General features: G+C 58.3%; 20 protein-coding genes and 5 tRNA genes. 11 read left to right on the top strand and 14 right to left on the bottom strand.

Going from position 1 to position 25030, the window contains the following annotated elements:
* Positions 1-105: 105 nt before the first annotated feature.
* Positions 106-288: a hypothetical protein gene (locus tag GH659_RS05470; protein WP_153109942.1), complete on the bottom strand. Its 183-nt coding sequence runs from the start codon at positions 286-288 to the stop codon at positions 106-108.
* On the bottom strand, positions 285-716 hold the full coding sequence (locus GH659_RS05475; RefSeq protein ID WP_153109945.1) for a DUF5681 domain-containing protein: 432 nt from the start codon (positions 714-716) through the stop codon (positions 285-287). The genes GH659_RS05470 and GH659_RS05475 overlap by 4 nt, the downstream gene beginning before the upstream one ends.
* A gap of 707 nt (positions 717-1423) precedes the next feature.
* On the opposite strand from GH659_RS05475, the gene GH659_RS05480 reads away from it, so the two are divergent.
* From GH659_RS05480 to GH659_RS05515, 8 genes are all read left to right on the top strand, one after another.
* The gene (locus GH659_RS05480) at positions 1424-1633 is read left to right on the top strand and encodes a hypothetical protein (RefSeq protein ID WP_153109947.1); all 210 of its coding nucleotides are present in this window, start codon (positions 1424-1426) and stop codon (positions 1631-1633) included.
* A 201-nt stretch (positions 1634-1834) separates the two neighbouring features.
* On the top strand, positions 1835-1927 hold the full coding sequence (kdpF, locus tag GH659_RS05485) for a K(+)-transporting ATPase subunit F (protein ID WP_153109949.1): 93 nt from the start codon (positions 1835-1837) through the stop codon (positions 1925-1927).
* A complete protein-coding gene (gene kdpA, locus GH659_RS05490) occupies positions 1924-3702 on the top strand; it encodes a potassium-transporting ATPase subunit KdpA (protein WP_153109951.1) in 1779 nt (592 codons plus the stop codon). Before kdpF ends, kdpA begins: the two co-directional genes overlap by 4 nt.
* Positions 3703-3713: 11 nt before the next feature.
* Positions 3714-5804, top strand: coding sequence for a potassium-transporting ATPase subunit KdpB (kdpB, locus tag GH659_RS05495; protein WP_153109953.1), 2091 nt, complete (start codon positions 3714-3716; stop codon positions 5802-5804).
* Positions 5805-5820: 16 nt separating this feature from the next.
* Entirely contained in the window at positions 5821-6393 is a 573-nt protein-coding gene (kdpC, locus tag GH659_RS05500; RefSeq protein ID WP_153109955.1) for a potassium-transporting ATPase subunit KdpC, read from the top strand.
* 21 nt (positions 6394-6414) lie between these two features.
* Positions 6415-9108: a DUF4118 domain-containing protein gene (locus GH659_RS05505; RefSeq protein WP_153109957.1), complete on the top strand. Its 2694-nt coding sequence runs from the start codon at positions 6415-6417 to the stop codon at positions 9106-9108.
* Positions 9101-9793, top strand: coding sequence for a two-component system response regulator KdpE (kdpE, locus tag GH659_RS05510; RefSeq protein WP_153109959.1), 693 nt, complete (start codon positions 9101-9103; stop codon positions 9791-9793). Before GH659_RS05505 ends, kdpE begins: the two co-directional genes overlap by 8 nt.
* Positions 9794-10067: 274 nt before the next feature.
* A protein-coding gene (locus GH659_RS05515; RefSeq protein WP_153109961.1) for an IS3 family transposase occupies positions 10068-11242 on the top strand; the annotation gives its coding sequence in 2 pieces (ribosomal slippage) (positions 10068-10338 and positions 10338-11242; 1176 coding nt in all).
* Positions 11243-11388: 146 nt separating this feature from the next.
* Here GH659_RS05515 and GH659_RS05520 read toward each other — a convergent pair.
* From GH659_RS05520 to uvrB, 7 genes are all read right to left on the bottom strand, one after another.
* A complete protein-coding gene (locus GH659_RS05520; protein ID WP_246167724.1) occupies positions 11389-12642 on the bottom strand; it encodes a tyrosine-type recombinase/integrase in 1254 nt (417 codons plus the stop codon).
* A 123-nt stretch (positions 12643-12765) separates the two neighbouring features.
* Positions 12766-12852 (bottom strand) — tRNA-Leu (locus tag GH659_RS05525).
* A gap of 69 nt (positions 12853-12921) precedes the next feature.
* Positions 12922-12997, bottom strand: a tRNA-Gly gene (locus GH659_RS05530).
* Positions 12998-13083: 86 nt separating this feature from the next.
* A tRNA-Cys gene (locus tag GH659_RS05535) sits at positions 13084-13157 on the bottom strand.
* A 45-nt stretch (positions 13158-13202) separates the two neighbouring features.
* A tRNA-Gly gene (locus tag GH659_RS05540) sits at positions 13203-13278 on the bottom strand.
* A 130-nt stretch (positions 13279-13408) separates the two neighbouring features.
* Entirely contained in the window at positions 13409-13900 is a 492-nt protein-coding gene (locus GH659_RS05545) for a low molecular weight protein-tyrosine-phosphatase (protein WP_153109963.1), read from the bottom strand.
* A gap of 15 nt (positions 13901-13915) precedes the next feature.
* The gene (gene uvrB, locus GH659_RS05550) at positions 13916-15985 is read right to left on the bottom strand and encodes an excinuclease ABC subunit UvrB (protein ID WP_153109965.1); all 2070 of its coding nucleotides are present in this window, start codon (positions 15983-15985) and stop codon (positions 13916-13918) included.
* Positions 15986-16144: 159 nt separating this feature from the next.
* Here uvrB and GH659_RS05555 point away from each other — a divergent pair, with 159 nt between their 5' ends.
* The gene (locus tag GH659_RS05555; protein WP_153109967.1) at positions 16145-17347 is read left to right on the top strand and encodes an amino acid aminotransferase; all 1203 of its coding nucleotides are present in this window, start codon (positions 16145-16147) and stop codon (positions 17345-17347) included.
* Positions 17348-17413: 66 nt separating this feature from the next.
* Here the strand turns inward: GH659_RS05555 and GH659_RS05560 are convergent, their stop codons facing one another.
* A complete protein-coding gene (locus GH659_RS05560; protein WP_153109969.1) occupies positions 17414-19309 on the bottom strand; it encodes an AsmA-like C-terminal region-containing protein in 1896 nt (631 codons plus the stop codon).
* A 143-nt stretch (positions 19310-19452) separates the two neighbouring features.
* On the opposite strand from GH659_RS05560, the gene GH659_RS05565 reads away from it, so the two are divergent.
* Positions 19453-19528 (top strand) — tRNA-Asn (locus GH659_RS05565).
* A gap of 70 nt (positions 19529-19598) precedes the next feature.
* On the opposite strand, the gene GH659_RS05570 is transcribed toward GH659_RS05565, so the two are convergent.
* The 3 genes from GH659_RS05570 to rimO are packed head-to-tail and all read right to left on the bottom strand — an operon-like array spanning position 19599 to position 22722.
* A complete protein-coding gene (locus GH659_RS05570) occupies positions 19599-21032 on the bottom strand; it encodes an FAD-binding oxidoreductase (protein ID WP_153109971.1) in 1434 nt (477 codons plus the stop codon).
* 9 nt (positions 21033-21041) lie between these two features.
* Positions 21042-21437: an H-NS histone family protein gene (locus GH659_RS05575; protein ID WP_153109973.1), complete on the bottom strand. Its 396-nt coding sequence runs from the start codon at positions 21435-21437 to the stop codon at positions 21042-21044.
* The gene (gene rimO / locus GH659_RS05580) at positions 21394-22722 is read right to left on the bottom strand and encodes a 30S ribosomal protein S12 methylthiotransferase RimO (RefSeq protein WP_153109975.1); all 1329 of its coding nucleotides are present in this window, start codon (positions 22720-22722) and stop codon (positions 21394-21396) included. The genes GH659_RS05575 and rimO overlap by 44 nt, the downstream gene beginning before the upstream one ends.
* A 108-nt stretch (positions 22723-22830) precedes the next feature.
* Here rimO and GH659_RS05585 point away from each other — a divergent pair, with 108 nt between their 5' ends.
* The gene (locus GH659_RS05585) at positions 22831-24231 is read left to right on the top strand and encodes a tetratricopeptide repeat protein (RefSeq protein ID WP_153109977.1); all 1401 of its coding nucleotides are present in this window, start codon (positions 22831-22833) and stop codon (positions 24229-24231) included.
* 34 nt (positions 24232-24265) lie between these two features.
* On the opposite strand, the gene phbB is transcribed toward GH659_RS05585, so the two are convergent.
* A complete protein-coding gene (gene phbB / locus GH659_RS05590; protein ID WP_153109979.1) occupies positions 24266-25021 on the bottom strand; it encodes an acetoacetyl-CoA reductase in 756 nt (251 codons plus the stop codon).
* Positions 25022-25030: the final 9 nt, after the last annotated feature.

Below are 25030 nucleotides of genomic sequence, written 5' to 3' on the forward strand. Positions count from 1 at the left end.
TTACTGTCAAAAAAATTTGCTGTTCGCTTTTTTCCAATTCCACCGTCTGATGTCTGAGCTTCATGGAGCTTCGTTATCACGAACAAACGCGGTTAAAGCGGGGCGTCAAAGGGCGATGTCCTCGTGACTCATGAAAACAACCACACCGCCATAGTCGGCCGGCAACCCCGCCCGCTGTAAGGCTTCTTCTTCGGACTCGCCGTCATCACGCCGGACGACTACGAAACCGGGCTGACCGCGCCTTCTCGCGGCCTCGACAAGTGCGATGCGTCGTTCCAATCGGGTCATTTGGATTTCTCCTCCAAGGCGGCGATACGGGTTTCCAATTCAATCGTTTCGAGCGCTTTCCGTTGCGCTTCGATCAGGCCCGACAACGTAGTGGCTTCGCCCAGTAGCAACTGACCGTCGGCGACGGCCTTGAAAATTGCCTGCTGCGCGGCGCTGATGCCGGCGATGGTCGAGGTCTCGGGCAGTTCGAGTGATATCGGCCGTTCTCGTGCCGGGGGGCAAAGCCGGTCGAGTACCAGCCGGGCGGCGCTCAGGTCGCCTGCCTTGGCCGCCTCGATAACCGCTTCGGTGATTTCCTTGGCGCCGTTCTCCATTAACGTCAAGAGCATCGTCGTCGCCTTGTTACGCGTTCCGGCCGGCTTCCCCTTCGGATTTCCCGACTGTCCGGGTTTCCATGCCTGAGGCGGTGCTTTTCGCTGTTCGGTCATTGTTCTGCCTCTGTAAAATCAGAGAATTCCATCTTAAACAGTATGTCGCGCGCACCAGCATTTTTGCGTGTGCTCAACATGAGAAAACCGCGCTTCAAGTTAAAATTGGTTGTCTCTATCGCGTTGAACGGCAGCTTTTTCTGTTTGGCGAACTCACACTACCGCCCCTATCCCGACTTTCTTTGTTTCGCTGCCCCGACGGCAGGTTGCGGAGTTGCCCAGTCGTTCTGAGCCGGGACCGACCGAGAACTACTCGGCCACAGCAGACCTTGGGCATCTGGCCAGACTCGGGCTGCAATGCGCCGGTTACCGGCCGCTCAGCATCTAATGGCGATCAATGACATCTTGCTGTTCGATGAACTTGAACTCCCGACCCGCCGCTGACGGTCGATTGGTCTGGGGCCAAGGGAAGGTATGGAGTAGAACAGTCGCGCGAGGAGGCCTCTCAAGGGCAAACCAACCAGCCTTTGCCGACGTTCCACGGCTAGTCCGATTGGTCGGCGTAGGGCTTGATAGGCAGCCCCTCCATGGCGGCTTGGAGCGCTGACCGCGTGATTAGCCATTCGTCATCCGCAGAGGGCACAGTCGCATCAAGAGCACGCAACAGGGCTGGCCTTTACGAAATCTTGATAAACCTGGCCCCAATCTTGTCACTGTTTTGACAGTCATCCTCCTAGCATGAAAGCGTCACCTAAAGGAGTTCTGTCATGACGATCATCAGTTCTGTTTTGACTCTTGCCACGAATCCGTTGCTAATTTTCGCTGTTCTAGTCGCGATTGCGGTCGCCATCGTTCTGGTGGCGCAGGTTATTGCCGGGCAACTGTTCGGGCGACCTCAGCCTGCGCAGCGTGTATTGGGGAGCGAGACTGCGCATGAGGAGCCGCGCTCAGTAATTTTTGTAGAGCAATTCTGGTAAGCACACCGGCCGCTTTTATGTCTTCTTGATAGCGAGAATCTGTTTCTTGTCAGCATTTTGACAGGCACTTTTCTAGTATGAGTTTGTCGCGTAACCGGTATGGAGTCCCACCATGGATATGGTCTATTTCACGCTTATAGGGTTGTTGTTCGCTCTGATGTTTGCTTTTGCTGCCGGCTGCGCCCGGCTCGGAGGAATCAAATGATCTGGCTCTACATTCTCAGTGGCTTGGTTGCTGCCGGACTGTTTGTCTATCTGGTTGCGGCGCTGCTTAACCCGGAGAATTTCTCATGAACTCGCATGCATGGGAACTTCTTGTTCTCTACCTGACCGTTCTTTTGCTCACGGTCAAACCGATGGGCATATACCTCGCTATGGTGATGGAGGGCGAGTTTGCCTTCGTCCGGAAAACCGAGCGCCCGCTCTATCGCCTGTGTGGCATCCGTGCCGAAGAGGAAATGGGCTGGCTCAAATACACCTTCGCCATCCTGCTCTTCAATGCACTCGGCGTTCTCGCGGTCTACGCGTTGCAGCGGCTGCAGGCCTGGTTGCCGCTCAATCCGCAGGGGATGACCAACGTTAGTCCGGACTCGGCGTTCAACACGGCCGTCAGCTTCGCCTCGAACACCAACTGGCAAGGCTACGGCGGCGAGTCGACGATGAGCTACCTGACGCAGATGCTGGCGCTGACCGTGCAGAATTTCCTTTCCGCGGCCACCGGCATCGTCGTCGTCATCGCGCTGATCCGCGGCTTCGCCCGCCACACGGCGGCGAGCATCGGCAACGCCTGGGTCGACCTCACGCGCATCACGCTGTACGTCCTGCTGCCGATCTCCATCGTCTATGCCGTGTTCCTGGTCGGCCAGGGATCGATCCAGAACTTTGATGCGTACAAGGACGTAACGACGATGGAAGTCACCAAGTACGACACGCCCAAGCTCGACGCCGCCGGTCAGCTGGTCAAGAACGAAAAAGGCGTAGTCGTCACCGAGCCCACCGAAGCGAAAACCCAGACGCTGGCCATGGGTCCGGTCGCCTCACAGGAAGCGATCAAGATGCTCGGCACCAACGGCGGCGGTTTCTTCAACGCCAACTCGGCGCACCCCTTTGAAAACCCGACGCCGCTTTCCAACTTCGTCCAGATGCTGTCGATCTCCCTGATTCCCGGTGCGCTGTGCTTCACCTTCGGGCGCATGGTCGGCGACACCCGCCAGGGCTGGGCCGTGCTGGCGGCGATGACGATCCTGTTCATCGGCCTGGCGATTGCGGCCATGGCCTTCGAGCAGCAGGCCAACCCGCTGCTGACCCAACTCGGCGTCGACCCGGCGCTCGGCAACATGGAAGGCAAGGAGGCGCGTTTCGGCATCGCCGAGTCCGGCCTGTTCGCCACGATCACCACCTCGGCGTCCTGCGGCGCAGTCATTGCCATGCACGACTCGTTCATGCCGCTGGGCGGCCTGATTCCGCTGATCGGCATGCACCTCGGCGAGGTGGTCTTCGGCGGCGTCGGCACGGGCCTGTACGGCATGCTGGTATTCGCCATCCTGGCGGTGTTCATTTCCGGCCTGATGATCGGGCGTACGCCGGAATACCTGGGCAAGAAGATCGAGACCTACGAGATGAAGATGACCTCGATCGCCATCTTGGTGACGCCGCTGCTGGTGCTGGTCGGCACGGCCATCGCGGTGATCGCCGCCGACGGGCGCGCGGGCATCGCCAACCCCGGCGCACACGGCTTCTCGGAAATTCTCTACGCCTTCTCGTCGGCCGCCAACAACAACGGCAGCGCTTTTGCCGGCCTCTCGGCCAACACGCCGTTCTACAACACGCTGCTCGGGCTGGCCATGTGGTTCGGCCGCTTCGGCGTGATCGTGCCGGTGCTGGCCATCGCCGGCTCGCTGGCCGCCAAGAAGCGCCTGGCCGTCACCGAAGGCACGCTGCCGACGCACAGCCCGCTGTTCGTCGTACTTCTGGTCGGCATCGTGCTGCTGGTCGGTCTGCTCAACTACGTGCCGGCGCTGGCGCTCGGGCCGGTCATCGAGCAATTGATGCTCTTTGCCGCGCACTGATTGGAGACAAAATGACGCGCAAGACTTTTACCCTCTTCGATCCGGAACTGGCCGTCCCGGCCGTCACCGACGCGTTCCGGAAACTCTCCCCGGCGGTGCAGTGGCGCAATCCGGTGATGTTCGTCGTATATATCGGCAGCATCCTGACCTCGGTGCTCTGGATTCAGGCGCTGGGCGGCCAGGGCGAGGCACGAGTGGTGGAAAACCCGGGTTTCATCCTGGCCATCGCCCTGTGGCTGTGGTTCACGGTGCTCTTCGCCAACTTCGCCGAAGCGCTGGCCGAAGGCCGCAGCAAGGCGCAGGCCGCTTCGCTGCGCGGCCTGAAGAAGGAGACCTTGGCCAAGAAGCTCCATGAACCGCACCTCGAATCGAAATGGCAGATGGTCCCGGCCACCGACCTGCGCAAGGGCGACGTGGTGCTCATCGCCGCGCACGAGTTCATCCCGGCCGACGGCGAAGTCATCGAAGGCGTCGCCTCGGTCGACGAATCGGCGATCACCGGCGAATCGGCGCCGGTCATCCGCGAATCCGGCGGCGATTTTTCCTCGGTCACCGGCGGCACACGCGTGCTGTCCGACTGGATCATCGTGCGCGTCACGGTCAATCCCGGCGAGACCTTCGTCGACCGCATGATCGCCATGGTCGAGAACGCCAAGCGCCAGAAGACGCCGAACGAGATCGCGCTGACCATCCTGCTCGTCGCGTTGACCATCGTCTTCCTCGCCGTGACGGTCACGCTGCTGCCGTACTCGATGTTCAGCGTCGACGTCGCCGGAGCCGGCACGCCGGTCAGCATCACCGTGCTGATCGCGCTACTCGTCTGCCTGATCCCGACCACGATCGCCGGGCTGCTCTCGGCCATCGGCGTGGCCGGCATGAGCCGCATGATGCAGGCCAACGTCATCGCCACCTCCGGACGCGCGGTCGAGGCGGCCGGCGACGTCGACGTGCTGCTGCTCGACAAGACCGGCACCATTACCCTCGGCAACCGCCAGGCTTCGGCCTTCCTGCCGGCCGACGGCGTCACCGAGGCCGAACTCGCCGACGCCGCGCAACTCGCCTCGCTCGCCGACGAAACGCCGGAAGGGCGCAGCATCGTCGTCCTCGCCAAGCAGCGCTTCAAGCTGCGTGAACGCGACATCCACGCGCTCGACGCCCACTTCGTGCATTTCACGGCACAGATGCGCATGAGCGGCGTCAATCTCGGCGAGCGGCAGATCCGCAAGGGCGCGGCGGAAGCCATCAAAGCCTTCGTCGAAGCCGAGGGCGGCAGCTTCCACAAATCGGTGAGCGGCAAGGTCGACGACGTCGCCCGCCGCGGCAGCACGCCGCTGGTCGTCGCCGAATCAAGCCAAGGCAAGGTGCGCGTCCTCGGCGTGATCGAACTGAAAGACATCGTCAAGGGCGGCATCAAGGAGCGTTTCGCGGAACTGCGCCAGATGGGCATCAAGACGGTGATGGTCACCGGCGACAACCGCGTGACAGCCGCCGCGATCGCCGCCGAGGCCGGCGTCGACGACTTCCTTGCCGAGGCCACGCCGGAAGCCAAGCTCAAGCTGATCCGCCAGTACCAGTCGGAAGGCCGCCTGGTGGCGATGACCGGCGACGGCACCAACGATGCGCCGGCGCTGGCCCAGGCCGACGTCGCCGTGGCCATGAACACCGGCACGCAGGCGGCCAAGGAGGCCGGCAACATGGTCGACCTCGACTCCAACCCGACCAAGCTGATCGAGGTCGTCGAGACCGGCAAGCAGATGCTGATGACGCGCGGGTCGCTGACGACGTTTTCCATCGCCAACGACATCGCCAAGTACTTCGCGATCATTCCGGCAGCCTTCGTCAGCACCTACCCGCAGCTTTCCGCGCTCAACGTCATGGGCCTGGCCAGCCCGTCGTCGGCGATCCTCTCGGCGGTGATCTTCAACGCGCTGATCATCGTCTTCCTGATCCCGCTGGCCTTGAAGGGCGTCAAATACCGCCCGCTCGGCGCGGCCACGCTGCTGCGCCAGAACCTGGCGATCTACGGCCTCGGCGGCATCGTCGCCCCCTTCCTCGGCATCAAGCTGATCGACGTGCTGATCGCCGCGGCTGGTCTAGCCTGAACAACAGGAGAAATCAATGAAAACCCTGCTCCGTCCCGCCCTCAGCCTGTTCGTCTTGCTGAGCCTCATCACCGGCCTTGCTTATCCGTTCCTGGTGACCGGCCTCGCCAAAACCGCCTTCCCGGAGAAAGCGAGCGGTAGCCTGATCGTCAAGGATGGCAAGACGGTCGGTTCCCGCCTGATCGGCCAGAACTTCAGTGACCCGAAATACTTCTGGGGCCGTCCCTCGGCCACCGGACCGATGCCGTACAACGCCGCCGCCTCGGGTGGCTCAAACCAAGGGCCGCTCAACCCGGCGCTGGTCGACGCGGTCAAGGGCCGGATCGAGGCGCTGAAGGCCGCCGATCCCGACAACACTCGGCCGATCCCGGCCGATCTGGTCACCGCTTCGGCCAGCGGGCTCGACCCGCACATAAGCCCGGCCGCGGCGGCCTATCAGGCCGGCCGCATCGCCCGCTTGCGCGGGATCGAACCGGCGGCGCTCGACGCCCTCGTCGCGCAACACACCGAAGGTCGCCAATGGAGTATCTTCGGCGAACCTCGAGTGAGTGTGCTGGAACTCAATCTTGCCCTCGACGCCTACCGGTAGCCCGAACAAGAGAATGCGAGCATGGACATCGAACGTCCCAATCCCGACCAACTGCTGAGCCAGGTCACTGCCGAGGAGGCCAAGGCCAAACGGGGAAAGTTGAAGATTTTCTTCGGTGCTTCGGCGGGCGTCGGCAAGACCTACGCGATGCTGAGCGAGGCGCGGCAGCAACTTCTGCAGGATGTGGACATCGTCATCGGCGTCGTCGAGACGCATGGCCGCATCGAAACCGAAGTCATGACCGACGGCATGGAACGGATTCCGTTGCACGAGACTCCTTACCGCGACCATGCGCTGAAGGAATTCGACCTCGATGCTGCACTGGCCCGCAAGCCGGCCATCATCCTGATGGACGAGCTGGCGCACTCGAACGTCGTTGGGTCGCGGCATCCGAAACGCTGGCAGGACGTGCAGGAACTGCTCGACGCCGGCATCGACGTATATACGACGGTCAACGTCCAGCATCTCGAAAGCCTCAACGACATCATCAATGGCATTACCGGTATCAAGGTCTGGGAAACCGTGCCCGACCGCGTTTTCGACGAGGCGGACGAGGTTGTCGTCGTCGATTTCCCACCCGATGAACTGATCGAGCGCTTGCGGCAGGGCAAGGTGTATCTGCCGGAACAAGCGAAGCTGGCAGCGAAGAATTTTTTCCGCAAGGGCAATCTGCTCGCGTTACGCGAACTGTCGCTGCGCCGTACAGCCGACCGCGTCGACGGCGAAATGCAGGCGTATCGCCGCCGCACCCTCATGGCACGCGTCTGGCCGACGCGCGAATCGCTGCTGGCCTGTGTCGCCGCCGGCGAACATGGCGAAAAAATCGTCCGTACCTGCGCTCGTCTGGCCGCCCAACTCGACGTACCGTGGCATGCCGTCCATGTTGAACCCTCGTCGCCTTCCGGCGAGAGCGAACGTGCGCGCCAAGAAATTCTGCGCGTTCTGAAGTTGGCCCAGGATCTCGGCGCTACCACTGCTGTCCTGCCTGCTCCTGCGGTTGCCTCTGCGCTGGTGCGTTATGCGCGGGAACATAATTTGTCGCGTCTCGTGATGGGGCGTCCATCGCGGCGCAGGCCATGGCGGCGGCCCCTTGGAGATGCGATCGAGGCTGAGGTCGACGATCTGGATATCCTGCGCGTATCGCTGGCAAAAAGCACTCCGCAAAAAGCGTCAGAACCAGTTCGCCCCCTTGCTCGAACCCCGATCCGCTGGAACGATTATCTGGCCGCACTCGCTGCGTGTGGCACAACCGCGTTACTGGCAACACCCCTGCTCGGCGTGCTCGAACTCTCGAACATCGTCATGCTGTTCCTGCTCGCGGTGGTCGGCGTGGCGCTGCGCTTTGGCCGAGGACCGGCGGTGGCGGCGGCCTTTGTTGGCGTTGGGCTGTTCGACCTTTTCTTCGTGCCGCCGCGCTTTTCTTTTGCCGTCAGCGATTTCCAGTATCTCGTCACCTTTGCCGTCATGCTCGTGGTGGCGCTAGTCGTCGGGCAACTGACCGCGGGCCTGAAAGTGCAGGTCGAGGCCGTCACCGAACGGGAGCGGCGCGTCACCGGGCTTTACGAAATGTCGCGCGACCTGTCGGCGGCCCTGATGGCGGAGCAGGTCGCCGAGATCGGCTCACGCTTTCTCGCGACGGAATTCGGTTTCAAGTCGGCCATCCTGCTGGCCGACGAGAAGGACCGTCTTCGAGTGATGCCGGGCGCTGCGTGCGATGTCGATATGGGCGTTGCGCAATGGTCTTTCGATCGGGGCGAGGCGGCCGGCCGTAGCACCGATACGCTGCCAGCCAGCAAATGTCTGGTCGTGCCTCTCAAAGCCACGATGCGCCTGCGCGGCGTACTGGCGATCGAACTGGAAGGCATCGATCTGCTTCGACCGGAACAGCGGCGCCTGATCGACACCTGCGCTTTGCTGATGGCGATCTCGTTCGAGCGCATTCACTATATCGAGGTAGCACAGCGGACCATTGTGCAAATGGAATCCGAGCGACTGCGCAACTCGCTTCTGTCCGCGATTTCGCATGATCTGCGTACGCCGTTGGCGTCGCTGGTTGGAGTAGCCGATACGTTGCAGATGACGAAGCCGGCTCCGACCAGCCAGCAGCTGGAATTGATTCAGACGATGCGCAATTCGGCGATGCGCATGAACGCCTTGGTCGGCAATCTGCTCGACATGGCGCGTCTGGAATCTGGTGCCGTGCATCTGAACCAGCAGTGGCAGCCACTCGAGGAAGTCGTCGGCAGCGCGCTCGCCAGCGGTGCGGCGATGCTGGAGGGACGGCCATTGAAGGTAGATCTGGCGCCAGATCTACCGCTCCTACACCTTGATGCCGTCTTGATTGAGCGCGTCCTATTCAACGTGCTGGAAAACGCTTGCAAATTCACCCCCGCCCTTTCGCCGATCGAAATCGAAGGCCGGGCCGACAGCCAGCAGGTGATCGTTACGATTAGTGACCACGGGCCGGGGTTGCCTCCCGGCCGCGAGGAAGCCATCTTCGAGAAATTCGAGCGGGGCAGCAAGGAAAGCGCGACCCCCGGCGTTGGCTTAGGACTCGCCATCTGTCGCGCCATCATGCAGGCCCACGGAGGAACAATTCACGGCGCGACACGCGCAACGGGCGGCGCGCAGTTTATTCTCGCGTTCCCGCGCGGGGAGCCGCCCAGCGATGATGGAACAGCCGTTGAGAATCCAGAGGAGCCGGGCCATGAGTGAAATTCGCGCCAAGATATTGATTGTTGAGGACGAGGCCGATATTCGCCGGTTCGTGCGCATGGCCTTGGAAAGCGAGGGGCACGAGGCTTTTGAGGCAGACTGTCTCAAGCGCGGACTCATCGAAGCGGGAACGCGACGCCCTGATCTGATCGTGCTTGATCTTGGGTTGCCCGATGGCGATGGGGTGGATTTCATCCGCGATCTGCGCGGCTGGTCCAACTCGCCGGTCGTCGTGCTTTCCGCGCGTAGCGGCGAGAACGACAAGATCGCCGCGCTCGATGCCGGCGCTGACGACTATCTGGTTAAACCATTTGGCGCGGGGGAACTGATGGCACGCGTGCGCGCTCAGTTAAGGCGTCGGGCGCAACAGGCAACGCCCGGCGAGCCGATGATCCGCTTTGACGATATCTGCCTCGACTTGAGTCGCCGCGTTGTCGAGCGCAACGGCGAACCGTTACACCTGACTCCGATCGAATACCGCCTGCTGGCCTGCGTGGCCACGCAACCCAATCGCGTCATTACGCACCGACAATTGTTGAAACTCGTCTGGGGACCGGGGCACATCGAAGATACCCATTACGTACGTGTGCACATGGCCAATCTGCGCAAGAAAATCGAGCGCGATGCATCGATGCCGAAGCACATAGTCACGGAGTCTGGAATCGGCTATCGTTTCGTCTTGTGAGGCGGTTATTTTCTCAAAAGACGAGGTGCTGATCATCGCGCGCGGCGACTCAGAGTTTTGTCGCAAGCGACTGCCCCGGGAAAACACCTCTCTTGGCGTGGCCGAGTGACGGCTTGCCATTGCATACGTACCGTTTCGGTCAGGCAGGCGGGCTGCAAAGGCCGAACACTTCTCAGTCAGCCCCTGCTCTGTAAGACGGCTCCCTCCAGAAATGGCGTAGGCTGGAAATCAAAGAGTCCACCGTTTTGTAGAATTTGCCAAACGGAGGACAGAGATGGAACGCATCCCGAACGGGGTATATACGCCGGAATTTCGGTCAGAGGCCGTCAAGCTGGTAGAGCAGGAAGGCTTGTCGGTCGATCAGGCCGCGAAGCGGCTCTCGGTGCCCAAAAGCAGTCTGGGCAACTGGGTCAGAGCGGCCCGGTTAGGCAAGTTGCCGAAGGCTGGACAAGGGCAGCGGCCGCCCACGGAGACGGAAATGGAATTGGCGCGGTTACGCAAAGAGTTGGCAGAAGTCAAACTGGAGCGTGATTTGCTAAAAAAGTGTGCGGCGTATTTCGCGAAGGAGTCGCGGTGAAATACGAGCGGATCGAACAATTGCGACATCAGCACCCTGTGGCGGTCTTGTGCCGAGTATTGGACGTATCGGAGAGCGGCTATCACGCCTGGCGTAAGCGCCCACCGTCGGCGCGTCAGCAAGAGGCTGTCCGTTTGGAAACCGAAATCCGTGCCGCGCATCAGCGGACGCGGGAAACCTACGGCCCCAAACGCTTGCAATCCGATCTGGCCGATCATGGCGTCGCAGCCAGTGTCGATCGCATCAAACGGATTCGCCGAAGGCTGGGGCTGCGTTGCAAGCAGAAACGAAAGTTCAAGGCGACAACTGATTCGCGGCACGCCTTGCCGCTGGCCCCCAACCGACTGAATCGGCAATTTGCCGTCGAGGCGCCAAACCAGGCCTGGGTAACGGACATCACCTACATTGCGACGGATGAGGGCTGGCTCTATCTGGCGGGCGTCAAGGATCTGTTCAGCGGCGAGCTGGTGGGCTACGCCATGTCAAAGCGCATGACCACGCCTCTGGTCATGCAAGCGTTGTTCCGGGCCGTCGCTGCCAAGCGACCAAAGGAAGGGCTGCTTCACCACTCGGATCGCGGCAGTCAGTATTGCGCTCATGCTTACCAGAAGCTGCTACGTCAATTCGACATGCACGCGTCCATGAGCCGTAAAGGGAACTGTTGGGACAACGCCCCGATGGAAAGCTTCTGGGGAACCTTGAAAACCGAACTCGTGCATCACCGACGTTTCTCCTCCCGCGAACAGGCGCAACGAGAAATCACCGAATACATTGAGATCTTTTATAACCGCATCCGCAAGCAGGCGCGTCTTGGCTATCTTTCTCCTGCTGCGTTCAACCAAAAATACTATGCAGAAAAGATAGCTGCTTAACACGGTGGACTCTTTGGTTGACGACCTATGCCAAACCGTCAACTGCGTTTTTTCGCATCCGCCCCAGATCCGGGTGTAACGAGTAATCGCTGCAAATAGGGAGGGCTTTTTTGTTAGTAAAGGGAGGGGGCAGCGCGGCCAACTTTCTAGGCGGCGCTTCCTCGAAGAGTCAACACATCTGCGCCCGCTTTAAGCTTGTCGAGGTAGTCAGCCCATAGTTGCATCATCGCTTTGCGCTCTTTCAGGAACCTCGTCCGGTTGTACGCCGTACCGAGGGCATCAGGAACCGAGTGCGCCAGTTGGTGCTCGATCACTTCCGGTTTCTGGTGCAGTTCTTCATGCAGGATTGTCCGCGCCATCGCGCGGAAGCCGTGTCCTGATATTTCGGTCCGCGTGTCATAGCCCATGCGGCGCAGGGAGGCGTTGATGGCCGCGTCAGACATGGGCCTTTTCGGATCGCGGCCGGGAAAGACGTACTGTCCTTGACCGGTCAGCGCATAAAGCTCTCTCAAAATCGCTACGGCTTGCGAGGCCAGCGGAACCAAATGGTCGGTATCGGTTTTTGTAACCAAATAGCGCCACTCCGCTTTGTTCAAGTCGAAATCTGCCCATTGAGCCTTCCTAAGCTCGCCCGGTCGGACAAACAGCATTGGTGCCAGCCGAAGCGCGCAGTGAACGACGAAGGTGCCACGAAAGCCGTCGATAGCGCGGAGCAGCTCGGCAGCTTCTCTGGGCGTTGTAATTGCCGCGAAGTGTTCGCCGCGAGCCGGAGGAAGGGCGCCTCTAAGATCGGGGCATGGGTCACGTGTTGCCCGGCCGGTTGCAATCGCATAGCGGAAGCATTGGCTGATTTCGCTTCGTATCTTGTGGGCCGTGTAACGTGCGCCGCGTTCGTCGACGCGACGCATTACGGAGAGAATCTCTGGGGCGGTAATCGCCGAAATCGGCCTTTCGCCAAGCCATGGGAAGACGTCGTTTGTCAGGCGGGCAAGCGCCTTTTTGTACTGGGCTTCTTCGACAACGGCGCGCTTATGCTCAAGCCATTCCCGGCAAATGATTTCAAAGGAATTGCTGGCGCGCGCCTCTGTCGCCGCCTTCGTTGCCTTTCTGTGTTCCCCCGGGTCGATCCCGGCTGCAATCTGTTCGCGTGCCGTATCGCGTTTCTCGCGAGCGGCTTTCAGGCCCACATCCGGATAAACACCCATTGATAGTGTTTTGCGTTTGCCGGCAAAACGGTAGTCCATGCGCCACCAGCGCGAACCGTTGGGCGTGACGAGCAGGTACAACCCCTTGTCGTCGGAAAGTCGGACTGGCTTTTCCGCAGGCTTTGCGCTGCGAACCGCGATATCAGTAAGTGCCATGACAGTAACTCCTTTTGAGAGGGATCCTGTTACTGTCAAAGTTACTGCCTTTTTTGCCGGCTTTCAAGGTATTTTGTTGGACTGCAGCGGACGCAAAAAAGGCCAGAAACCTTGTATTTACTGGGTTTTCTGGCCTAAATCGGACGGCTTTGGACTTGTTTATGGTGCCCGGAACCGGGATCGAACCGGTACAGCCTTGCGGCCGAGAGATTTTAAGTCTCTTGTGTCTACCAATTTCACCATCCGGGCTACAGAATATCTTACGGCAACGGGAAGCCAACAAAAAAAGGAAATGCCAAAGCATTTCCTTTTTTAAACTGGAGCGGCAGAAGAGTCTCGAACTCTCGACCTATACCTTGGCAAGGTATCGCTCTACCAACTGAGCTACTGCCGCATCTCTTGGCAAATCCCCTACAGGACCTACACAAGCTATAACCTTTTCAAACCCAGATAAATTAAACTCTAGGCCTTTGATATTACTGGAGGCGCGAGCCGGAGTCGAACCGACCTACACGGATTTGCAATCCGGTGCATAACCGCTTTGCTATCGCGCCGCACCTAGCCGACGTAGTACCGCAACCTACGCGGCCCCAACAAACTGGAGCGGGAGACGAGTCTCGAACTCGCGACCTCAACCTTGGCAAGGTTGCGCTCTACCAACTGAGCTACTCCCGCGTGAAGCGAGTGCGCATTATATAGCACGGGCAAACGGTGTCAATATTTTTATTGTTTTTGCGCCACCAAGCAAGACGCAAAAAAACACACCATTGGTTTATTCCGCATACCCCAATGCCATGCGCCATTTTTACGCGGAAAGATTCGCTAAAGGGGATCGTTTTCTAATCGCACTGAGCAATCCGTAGCTCGCATCCTCAACCATGTCCAACACTCGGTCAAACCCCTGAGCCCCCCCGTAATACGGATCAGGCACCTCGACTTCGACGTGGCGACTCGAATACTCCATGAACAGATTGATTCGGGTGGAGGATTCAGGGGGGCACAGCGTCTTTAGCGCAGCCAGGTTATTGCGATCCATCGCCAAAATCAGATCGAATTCCTGGAAATCTTGCGAACAAACCTGTCGCGCCCGCAGCAGCCCGATATTGTATCCACGCTTTATGGCCGCCTCTTGAGCACGGGGGTCGGGCGCTTCGCCAACGTGATAGCCATGCGTTCCCGCAGAATCGACCGCCACCAAATGGAGAAGATTATTCGCTGCCAGTACATGCCGAAACACTCCCTCAGCTGTCGGCGACCGACAGATATTGCCCATGCAGACGAAGAGGACTTTTATCATGGATGAACTTGCCAATTATTGAGGATGATCGGGAACCACCGTACCGAACAGTCTTTCTTTCAGGCGCAACAATTCATCGCGCGTGGCGGCTGCCTTCTCGAATTCAAGATTTTTTGCAAACGCGGCCATCTCTTTCTCAAGCCGTTTGACTTCCTGAGTCAATTGTTTCTCACTCAGGGCGTTGTAGCCTGCATGCGATTCTGCGGCCTTAAGTTCGCGTTGCGCCGCATTCGAATCGTAAACGCCATCAATAATATCCTTGATTCGCTTGGTCACCCCTCTGGGGGTTATGTTATGCGCTTTGTTGTAACTGATTTGTTTGATGCGTCGCCGTTCGGTTTCCGCGATAGCACGTTGCATTGAGCCCGTAACCCGGTCGGCGTAAAGAATGGCCGTGCCGTTGAGGTGGCGGGCTGCGCGGCCAATCGTCTGAATCAGAGAGCGTTCCGATCGCAGGAACCCCTCCTTGTCGGCGTCAAGAATGGCGACCAAAGAGACTTCAGGTATATCCAACCCCTCGCGCAGCAGGTTGATGCCGACAAGCACATCAAACTTGCCGAGGCGCAGGTCGCGAATGATTTCGACGCGCTCAACGGTATCGATGTCCGAATGGAGATAGCGGACGCGGGCACCGTTCTCCCCGAGAAAATCGGTCAACTCCTCCGACATTCTTTTGGTTAACGTGGTGACCAAGACGCGTTCATCACGCGCCACCCTCAGCCGTATCTCGGAAAGCAGGTCGTCAACCTGCGTCATTGCCGGCCTGATGATGATCTCGGGGTCCACCAATCCTGTCGGACGGACAACTTGCTCAACCACCTGCCCCTGGTGTTGATTCTCGTACTCACCCGGTGTTGCTGATACGAAAATGGTTTGCCGGGAGAATGCTTCGTATTCTTCGAATTTCAACGGTCGGTTATCCAGCGCCGAAGGAAGGCGAAAACCGTAATTAACCAGATTTTCCTTCCGCGACCGGTCGCCTTTGTACATCGAGCCGATTTGCGAAATCGCTACATGCGACTCGTCAATAAACATCAGCGCGTCGGACGGCAAATAGTCGAGAAGGGTCGGCGGCGGCTCTCCCGTCTTGCGCCCCGACAAGTGACGCGAGTAATTTTCGATACCTTTGCAAAAGCCAAGCTGATCGAGCATTTCAAGATCGAAACGCGTGCGTTGCTCGATACGCTGCGCTTCAACCAGGCGCCCCTCCCTGTTGAAAAAGTCCGCGCGCTGTCGCAACTCTTCCTTAATCGCTTCAATCGCGCGCAGCACTGTCGCACGAGGCGTCACGTAGTGCGAAGACGGGAAGACGGTGAAACGGGCCAGCTTGGCCTCCAAGTGACCGGTCAGCGGATCGAACAACTGCAACCCGTCGATTTCATCGTCGAACAGCGAGATACGAATAGCGTGTTCGGCATGTTCCGCCGGAAAAACGTCGATAACATCGCCCCGGACACGAAAGGTCCCACGATGAAAATCAAGTTCATTACGTTCGTATTGCATCTCCGCAAGGCGCTTGATGACAGCACGTTGCCCCATCCGGTCGCCGACTCGCATGGTCAGAATCATCTGATGGTATTCGTCACGATCACCGATGCCATAAATACATGATACGGTAGCCACGATCACGCAGTCACGTCGCTCCAACAGGCTCTTGGTTGCCGAAAGCCGCATCTGTTCGATGTGTTCGTTGATTGCCGAATCCTTCTCGATGAACAGGTCGCGCGCCGGAACATAAGCTTCGGGCTGATAGTAATCGTAGTAGGAGACGAAGTATTCGACGGCATTGTCCGGTAGAAACTCCCGGAACTCGGAATACAACTGCGCCGCCAGCGTTTTATTCGGCGCCAACACGAGCGCCGGTCGCCCTGTTCGGGCGATCACGTTGGCCATCGTAAAAGTCTTGCCTGACCCGGTCACACCGAGCAACGTCTGATAGGACAGCCCGTCATCCAGCCCCTCAACAAGCCGGGCGATCGCCTCAGGCTGATCGCCCGCCGGCTCGAACGGTTGATAGAGCCTGAAAGGACTTCCTTCAAAAGTGACAAAATCGGGCTTATCCGGCTTTTTCGGAGACGTCATCATGCTAGAATTTTACGTTGAATTTTGACGACTGCCGTGGCTTTCGAATAAGCCAACGGCACCAATTTTCCCTTCATTTACAACCGTCGATGGCGCATCCCGACCCCGACATTCCTTCCGTCGATCGGCTACGTCATGCCTACTACTTACGGAGTACCCGACATGTCTTCCTCGATTTTTTCTGCCGTTGAAATGGCACCGCGCGACCCGATTCTTGGGCTGAACGAAGCTTATAACGCCGACTCGCGTTCGACCAAGGTCAATCTGGGCGTTGGCGTTTATTTCGACGATAACGGAAAAATCCCCCTGCTCAACGCTGTCAAGGTTGCAGAAAAAGTTCGCCTGGATAGCATGCCGGCACGAGGTTACCAGCCAATCGAGGGACTTGCGGCCTACAATCAAGCCGTGCAGGTAATGCTGTTTGGCAAGGAATCTCCGCTCCTCACCGAAAGCAAAGTGGTCACGGTTGAGGCCCTGGGTGGCACCGGCGCCCTCAAAGTTGGCGCTGATTACCTGAAACGTCTCATGCCCGACTCCAAGGTTTACATCAGTGATCCCAGCTGGGAAAACCATCGCGGCATTTTCGAGAGTGCGGGCTTCCCGGTCGAAACCTATCCCTACTACGACGCAGAAACCCGTGGCGTAAACTTTGACGCCATGAAAGCAAGGCTTGATGCATTGGCGCCTCAATCGATCATTGTCTTGCACGCCTGCTGCCACAACCCGACCGGAGCCGACCTGACGGAAGATCAATGGCGCCAAGTCATTGACATCATCCGCTCACGTAGTTTGATTGCGTTTATCGACATGGCCTACCAAGGCTTTGCCGAAGGCCTTGAGAAAGATGCAACGGCGCTGAATCTTTTTGCCGCTTCGGGTCTGCAGTTCTTTATCTCGACCTCCTATTCGAAGTCGTTTTCGCTTTACGGCGAGCGCGTTGGCGCATTGTCGGTCGTTACGGACTCCAAAGACGAGGCCGCGCGCGTCATGTCACAAGTCAAGCGCGTCATTCGTACCAATTATTCGAACCCGCCGACGCACGGCGGAGCGATTGTGGCAGCCGTCCTCTCGAATCCTGAATTGCGCCAAATGTGGGAAAACGAACTTGCCGGCATGCGCGACCGTATCCGCACCATGCGCAGCAGCCTGGCCGAGAAACTGAATGCCAAAGGCGTCGCCCAGGATTTTTCGTTCATCACCAAACAGCGCGGGATGTTCTCCTACACAGGGCTGACCGCCGAACGGGTCGCTCGCATGCAGAGCGAATTCGGCGTCTATGCGGTAAGCACCGGCCGTGTCTGCATGGCCGCGCTGAACTCGAAAAATATTGATTACGTCGCTGACGCGATCGCGGCTGTTCTGTAAGGGTTTTCCCTTCGCTTTACGCCAGCCGCAATAGGCGGCTGGCGTTTGTTTACCGCAACCAAAACACTACGACGATCGATGACCCGCTTGCACGATCGGCGACCGAAGATTCCCGCCTATGTTGATGGGCACCTGCATCCGGCTGGCAGTCCCCATGATTTGCAGTTCCAGGTGGCCATTTACGTTCAGATCGTTATCGACAGCCAGATGGCCGGTCGAACGCATACGCCCGGAGTCGATGACCAACCCCGTGAGTTGATAACCTCTCGATGAGACTCTTACCTTCCCGGTCAGTTCTTCGAATGCCGTCGCTCCGCCTTGCACAGGCGTGCCGGCGACACGACGCGCTGCTTCGGCCAGGTCGATTCCGGAAATCACGCCGCGCCGAACTGCAATATCGCCTTCTGTATTTAACGTCCTAAGGATTTTTTCCCAAGAGCCTGTCGCTGCGGAAAAGCGGATTTTTCCTGTCAGCTCTCCCGAAAACTGCTGACCAAGGCCGATTGCCGGACCGAATGTCGACAAGTTGATCCGTTCAAAAGACAGGGCACCCGAGATATCCGCAGGTACTTGCCGGTTTGGCGACACAATAGCCAGCCCCCCCTGGACCCGGCCACCAAAAATGCGCAGATCCATGGCATCGACATTTAATACCCCCTCGACCACGCGCCCATGCACCGAGACTGAGTCGAAGCGGTGACGCGAACCATCTGGCACCTTCCAGCCGACCCCCTCCATGGTGAAATCAATGGTACGCCCTTCTTGTTTCAGACGTAGCGACAAGTCCTTATCGGCCGTACTGAGCAAAAGGGAATCCAGCTGTTTGGATGACGTTAGCCTAACCTCGCCTGCCATCCCGGATATTTTCACTCCCCCATAAGCGATACTGACATCTTCAATGCCCATCTTGCCAACCGGCGACGCACTCACGGACGCGACAATTGAGGCAAATGTGCCGGTCTGTTCTGGTCCCAACTCGATTCCTTGCACCACGACGTCTGAAACCAATTCGCCGCGACCAAATGATGAAGAAATATTGGGTAGCAACCTGACCTGATCGACCTGAAGCCCGTGCTTTCCGGCCATTTCTTTTGCGCCGGCCCCGACCTTCACCTCTTTGAGAATAAGTCGTGGCGTCGGAAAAAAAGCCACTTGAATTTGACTTACATTGACTGGCAATCCAGTCAATCGAGAGATCGACGCTTCAAACGCTGCCAAGTGGTTGTTGTAGGGATAGAGAACCGCCACGACGGGCGCTAGAACTATCACGCCGATCAATATCGAAAAGAATGCGCGAAGTCTTGAGCCCCGTTTCGCCGTTTCGTGCGAAAAACCCGGAATGCGCGTTTGGGGCCGAGCACAGGGTTTATCAGCTTTGCCCCGCTGAAATAACCCCGCAAGCGTTTTCAGGGCTCCCCTGATTTTCAGGCCTACGCCGGACGATTCACTTGCCTGAGGAGGCTCATCGGGGATTGGTGCAGGCCGGGATTGGGGGGCAAGGGACAGAGGCGCCCCGCCACCTCCCAGCGAAGCATTCCGAATTCCTCTTTCAAAATGAGACACCGACAGCATCGTGATGGACATATCCGACGCTTGCATGGAATCTTTTTCGCGCTGCCCGTACGCCGGAATTTCAGAGGTTCGTGAACGTTGAGCAAACAACACTTCATCATCGCTGCGCCCTACTGCTTCGCGGATTGCCTTTGCGACGCTCTTCCCCTCCGCCCAGATCGGGTCCTGATCGATTTTCGGAGCGGTTTGAATAAATCCGCCTTTCTCAAGTTCAAGCAGGGTGTTTTCAGTCAGCTGAGGATTGCCGGTTTTCCCGCAAAGGCCAGCAAATGAGGTTTTCCCATCGACCAAAATCAAAATCATGCGCATGTTTCGCTGAACGAGGCGTGTCCGCTGCCGCATTGCTTCTTCGCCAGCACTCGTTTTTACGTAGACAACATTCGGTTCCATAGCAGGGATCTATCTTGTTTAGCCAAAGGGAGCCAGGTTGGCGCGCATTGGCAGGCGGTTATCAATGAGAGATAGGGCCGGCAATGCCAATACGAATTGGTTGACATGATAGTCGTCACAGCCTAGAATGACGACTTCTTTATTCCCCGATAGCTCAGTTGGTAGAGCGCCGGACTGTTAATCCGTAGGTCCCTGGTTCGAGCCCAGGTCGGGGAGCCAAAAATATCAAAAAAGCCAATCTTGCTGATTGGCTTTTTGCTTTTGGTGACCAATTTTTACTGCCTGATTTTTAACCCGCCTCAGCCTGCCTCACAAGGGTCGGATCAAATAATTTCCCCGGATTCATTAATCCTTTCGGATCAAGCGCCTGTTTGATCTCAAGCATCATCTTCATCTCGACCGAACTCTTGTAGCGTAGCAACTCGCTACGTTTCAACTGTCCTATGCCATGCTCGGCGCTAATCGTGCCCCCTAGCGAATGCACGATGTCATAGACAATTCTGTTGACCTGCGATTGGGCTGCGAGAAAGGCAGTGTTTTCACCTGCTTCCGGCTTTGACTGGTTGTAATGCAGATTACCGTCACCGACGTGCCCGAAAGCGACGATCCGGATTCCCGGGAAGGCATTTTCGAGCGCCGCGCCAGCACGCGCCAGAAATTCGCCGATACGCGAAACGGGCACGGCGATATCGTGTTTGATACTAAACCCTTCGATCTTCTGTGCCTCACTGATATTTTCCCGCAGGGTCCACAAGCGTTTTGCCTGTTCAATGTTTTGCGCAATAACCGCATCAGTGACGTCACCACGCTCGAACGCCTTCTCCAAGAACGCTTCCAAGGCAGCCGCCAGAGTACCCTCATCGTTCGACGACGAGATTTCGACGAGCAGATACCACGGACTGCCGGGCAATGGCGCCTGAGCGTCACGGATGTGTTTGAGAACAAGGCCGAGAGAAACATCCGACACCAACTCACACGCAGTCAGCGATGTATCAAAGTCTGCCTGCAACGAACCAAGGACCTTGACGGCAACATGAGGGGAATCAATCGCCAACCACGCGGTTGCCGTTGCGCGAGGTAGGGGGAATAGCTTCAGCACTGCGGCGGTAATGATTCCCAGCGTTCCTTCAGCGCCGATGAAAAGCTGCTTGAGATCATAACCTGTGTTGTCTTTACGCAAACCGCGCAATCCGTTCCAGATATCGCCATTCGGTAACACGACTTCCAGGCCGAGAGTCAATTCGCGGGCATTGCCATAACGTAGAACCTGCACGCCACCCGCGTTTGTGGAAAGATTCCCGCCGATTTCGCACGTCCCCTCGGCGGCCAGCGAAAGCGGAAAAAGGCGCTCCGCATTGAAGGCGGCGTCTTTTACTGCCTGAAGAACACACCCTGCTTCGACGGTGATTGTGTTGTTGGCCGGATCAATGTCGCGAATTCTATTCAGGCGAGAGACGTTGATAAGCACCGCCTCACCCTGCTGATCAGGAATCCCGGCACCGCACAGACTGGTATTCCCGCCTTGAGGAACCATGGGAACGCCCGCCTCCGCACACAAACGGACAACAGCCGCCACTTCTTCCACCGAACCCGGCCGCACGACGCAACGGGCAGCCCCTTGGTAACGCCCCCGCCAATCTTTCAGGAAGGGGGACATACCATCGGTATCGGTCAGCACATAATTGCCACCAACGATCGCGGCCAAGCGCTCGATGAGCGACATTTCAAACGCCTAACGGTTGATAAGGCAATCTTCGAGACGGCCACCCGCCTCAAGAAGCGAGCGAACCCATTTGGGCTTGGGACCCTTGCCGCCGTGCCACGTTTCGGCCGGATTGTTGGGATTCTGGTATTTCGCTTCCTTGGTCGCCGATTGCGCTTTTTTGGAGGAAACGGCTGCCGTCAAACCGAGTTCCTGAGCAGTAAAGCCGTACAACCGGACGTTGCTGCGGGTAAGCTCAAGCGCTTCCTGGCGCTGGCCATCCAGGATCGCCTTTTTCTTAGCCTGCAATTCGGCAATTTGCTGTTCAAGTACTTGGATTTCGTTGCTCATTGGTTCCTCCAGATCGATTATGGTTGTGTGATTACTGGGTAATGATTTCTGCGTACAGATCGTGTTCGTCAGCATCGACAATGCTCACCTGCAAAAAGTCGCCAGGCTCGGCATCGAAGTAACCGTCGACGAAGACAAGACCGTCGATTTCCGGCGCGTCAGCCGACGATCGGGCAATCACGCCTTCCTCATCAACTTCGTCAACGAGCACGGCGATCTCGCGCCCGATCTTGGCGGCCAGCAGTTCGGCGGAGATGTCTTCCTGCACATCCATCAGACGGCGGCGACGCTCCTCGCGCACCTCATCCGGCACCGCGCCCGGCAGTTCGTTGGCGGCAGCGCCGTGGACCGGCGAGTACGGGAAGCAGCCGACGCGGTCGAGCCGTGCTTCTTCGAGAAATTCCAGCAGTTCCTCGAATTCGGCCTCGGTCTCGCCGGGGAAGCCGGTGATGAAGGTGCTGCGGATGGTGAGATCCGGACAGATCGCACGCCAGGCTTTGATGCGCTCGAGATTGTTTTCGGCGCTGGCCGGCCGTTTCATCGCCTTGAGAATACGAGGGTTCGCATGCTGGAACGGCACGTCGAGGTACGGCAGTATTTTGCCCTCGGCCATCAGCGGAATCAGTTCGTCGACGCTCGGATACGGATAGACGTAGTGCAGGCGCACCCAGATGCCGAACTCGGCCAGCGCCTCGCACAGCTCCTTCAGCCGCGTTTTGACCGGCCGACCGCCGACGAAGCCGGTGCGGTACTTCACATCGACGCCGTAGGCGCTGGTGTCCTGCGAGATGACCAGCAGTTCGCGCACGCCGGCCTCGGCGAGATTCTTTGCCTCCTGCAGCACATCGCCGATCGGCCGGCTGACCAGCGGCCCGCGCAGCGACGGAATGATGCAGAACGTGCAACCGTGATTGCAGCCTTCGGAAATCTTGAGATAAGCGAAGTGCTGCGGCGTCAGTTTGATGCCCTGCGGCGGAACAAGGCTGGTAAACGGATCGTGCGGCTGCGGCAGGTAAGCGTGCACGTTCTGCAAGACCTCGTCGGCGGCATGCGGCCCGGTAATCGCCAGCACCTTCGGATGCGTCTCGCGCACCAGATCCTGCTTTGCGCCTAGGCAACCGGTGACAATCACCTTCCCGTTGGCCTCCAAGGCCTCGCCGATCGCTTCGAGCGACTCCTCAACCGCCGCGTCGATAAAACCGCAGGTATTGACGATCACCAGATCGGCACCTTCGTAGGAGGGAGAAAGGATGTAACCTTCGGCGCGAAGCTTGGTGAGAATCTGCTCAGAATCGACCAAAGCCTTCGGGCACCCCAGGCTGACCAACCCAATCGTCGGGATTTTTTCACTAATATTCAAAACGTTGATCTCGACAACAAAAAATTTTGGCGATCATACCGCAGTTGACGTCGCACTTGGCGGGTTAGCCGCTTAATTACCTGTTCCCAAACAATTCAACATCAGGCCATGGACCCATCTGACGAGCACGCCGATATTTGCCCGGAAGCGGAAGAACTTTTTTTTGCAGGCGTCTGCCTGACCGAAAGCGGAGATGTGGCAGGAGCGCAAGACGCCTACCGCAAGGCACTGGCAATCAGCCCGGATTTTGCTGAGGCACACGCCAATCTGGGTTTGCTGCTCGAACGTAACGCGCAATTCGACGCGGCAGAGCACCATCAACGGCGAGCCGTCGAGATCAATCCTCAACAACCCCAGTTTCTGATTAACCTTGGCGCCCTGCTTATCCGTCTGAAGCGTTTTGACGAAGCTGAATTGATTTGTCGCCAAGCCCTGCTTCAGGCGCCGTTGTCAGCGTCGGCGTGGACCAACCTTGGTGTTCTGCAAACCTGTACCTTCCAGGACGCCGAAGCCGAACAATGCCACCGGACGGCTATCGCGCTCGACGCGGAGAACTTGTCGGCACCGACCAACCTCGCGCATCTATTGCTTCGCCAGGGCCGCTATGAAGAGGGCTGGCGCTATTACGAGCAACGCAAAACATACGAACAACTCGAACGCCTGTTTACTTTCCCGCGCTGGCAAGGCGATCCGCTTCACGGAAAAAAACTGCTGATCGGTATCGAGATGGGGCACGGCGACATGATCCAGTTCAGCCGTTATGCCCGCATCGCCAAGGAACATGGCGCTTCACGCGTTGGCATTCTGTGCCATCCCGGGCTCAAACGATTATTTGAGAGCCTTGCGGGCGTTGATGAAATCATTGCCGCGAACGAAACCGTCCCCCGCGAGGGCTGGGATTACTGGACGCCACCGATGAGTTTTCCCTACTTCTTCAAAACACGCCTCGACTCGATCCCGGCACAGATTCCTTATCTGTCGGCAAAACCGGATCAAATTCGTCGCTGGGCACAAGCCATCGGGAGTGAAGAAAAGGGAAAACGAATCGGAATTGTCTGGCGCGGCAACCCCCGCTTTGAAAACGACGCGGACCGGTCCATCCACGACATGGCGCTACTCGCATCATTGGGAGACATCGCGGGCACCCGGTTTTTCAACCTGCAGAAAGGTTTGACCGCTGACGAGGCGAACGAATTGTCGACCCACCTGCCTTGCGACGACCTCGGCCCCCAACTTGACGACTTTGCCGACACCGCCGCCGTCGTCGAAAATCTCGACCTCGTCATCACCGTGGACTCGGCCGTCGCCCACCTCGCCGGCGCGCTCGAACGCCCGTGCTGGGTTCTATTGCCGGCTTTCAAGACCGACTGGCGCTGGTTGCTGAATCGCGACGATTCGCCCTGGTATCCGGCAGGAATGCGGCTTTTTCGGCAAGACAAGCCGGGCGACTGGGCGACGGTGTTGGGCAAGGTCAGAAAGGCGCTGGAAGGTTTGGTTACCGCCAACTGACGATTGGTTGCACGTCGCTCAACATCACACTTCGTCAACTCATGTGCATGCCACCGTTGATCGAAAGATCGGCGCCGGTCATGTAAGCGGCGGCGTCCGAGACGAGATAGGCGACAAGCGCGGCGATTTCGTCCGGCGAGCCAAGGCGCCCGACCGGAATCTGCGGCAACACCTTCGAGGTCATGATTTCGGTGGGAATAACCGACGTCATCGGCGTCTCGATATAGCCCGGCGACACCGTATTCACCGTCACGCCATAACGTGCCACCTCCAACGCCAGCGCTTTCGTAAAACCGTGCATCCCCGCCTTGGCCGCCGCGTAGTTGGTTTGCCCGAACGCGCCTTTTTGCGCATTGACCGAGGAAACGTTGATCACCCTCCCCCACTTGCGCTCGACCATACCGTCAATGACTTGCCGGGTCATGTTGAAAACCGACCCCAGATTGGTGTCGATGACCGCATCCCAATCGGCGCGGGTCATGCGCCGGAAGGTCATGTCACGCGTAATGCCGGCGTTGTTGACCAGCACATCGACCGGCCCAACCTCGCGTTCAACGGTTTCTACGCACGCCCGACAAGAATCGTAGTCAGCCACATCGCACGGGATGGCGAAACCCGTGAAGCCTGCCCCGCCACCCATCTTCTCCCGCATAAAGTCCTGCCAGGCGGAAACCTTCGCATTGCCCGGCGTATGCGTCGCGACAACCTTGAAACCGAGCATCGCCAGCTGCCCACACACAGCCTGACCGATTCCGCCCATTCCTCCAGTGACCAGCGCTACCTTCTGCATTTCGCTCCT

The organism is Propionivibrio limicola, from assembly GCF_009469695.1.
Lineage (GTDB): Bacteria > Pseudomonadota > Gammaproteobacteria > Burkholderiales > Rhodocyclaceae > Propionivibrio > Propionivibrio limicola.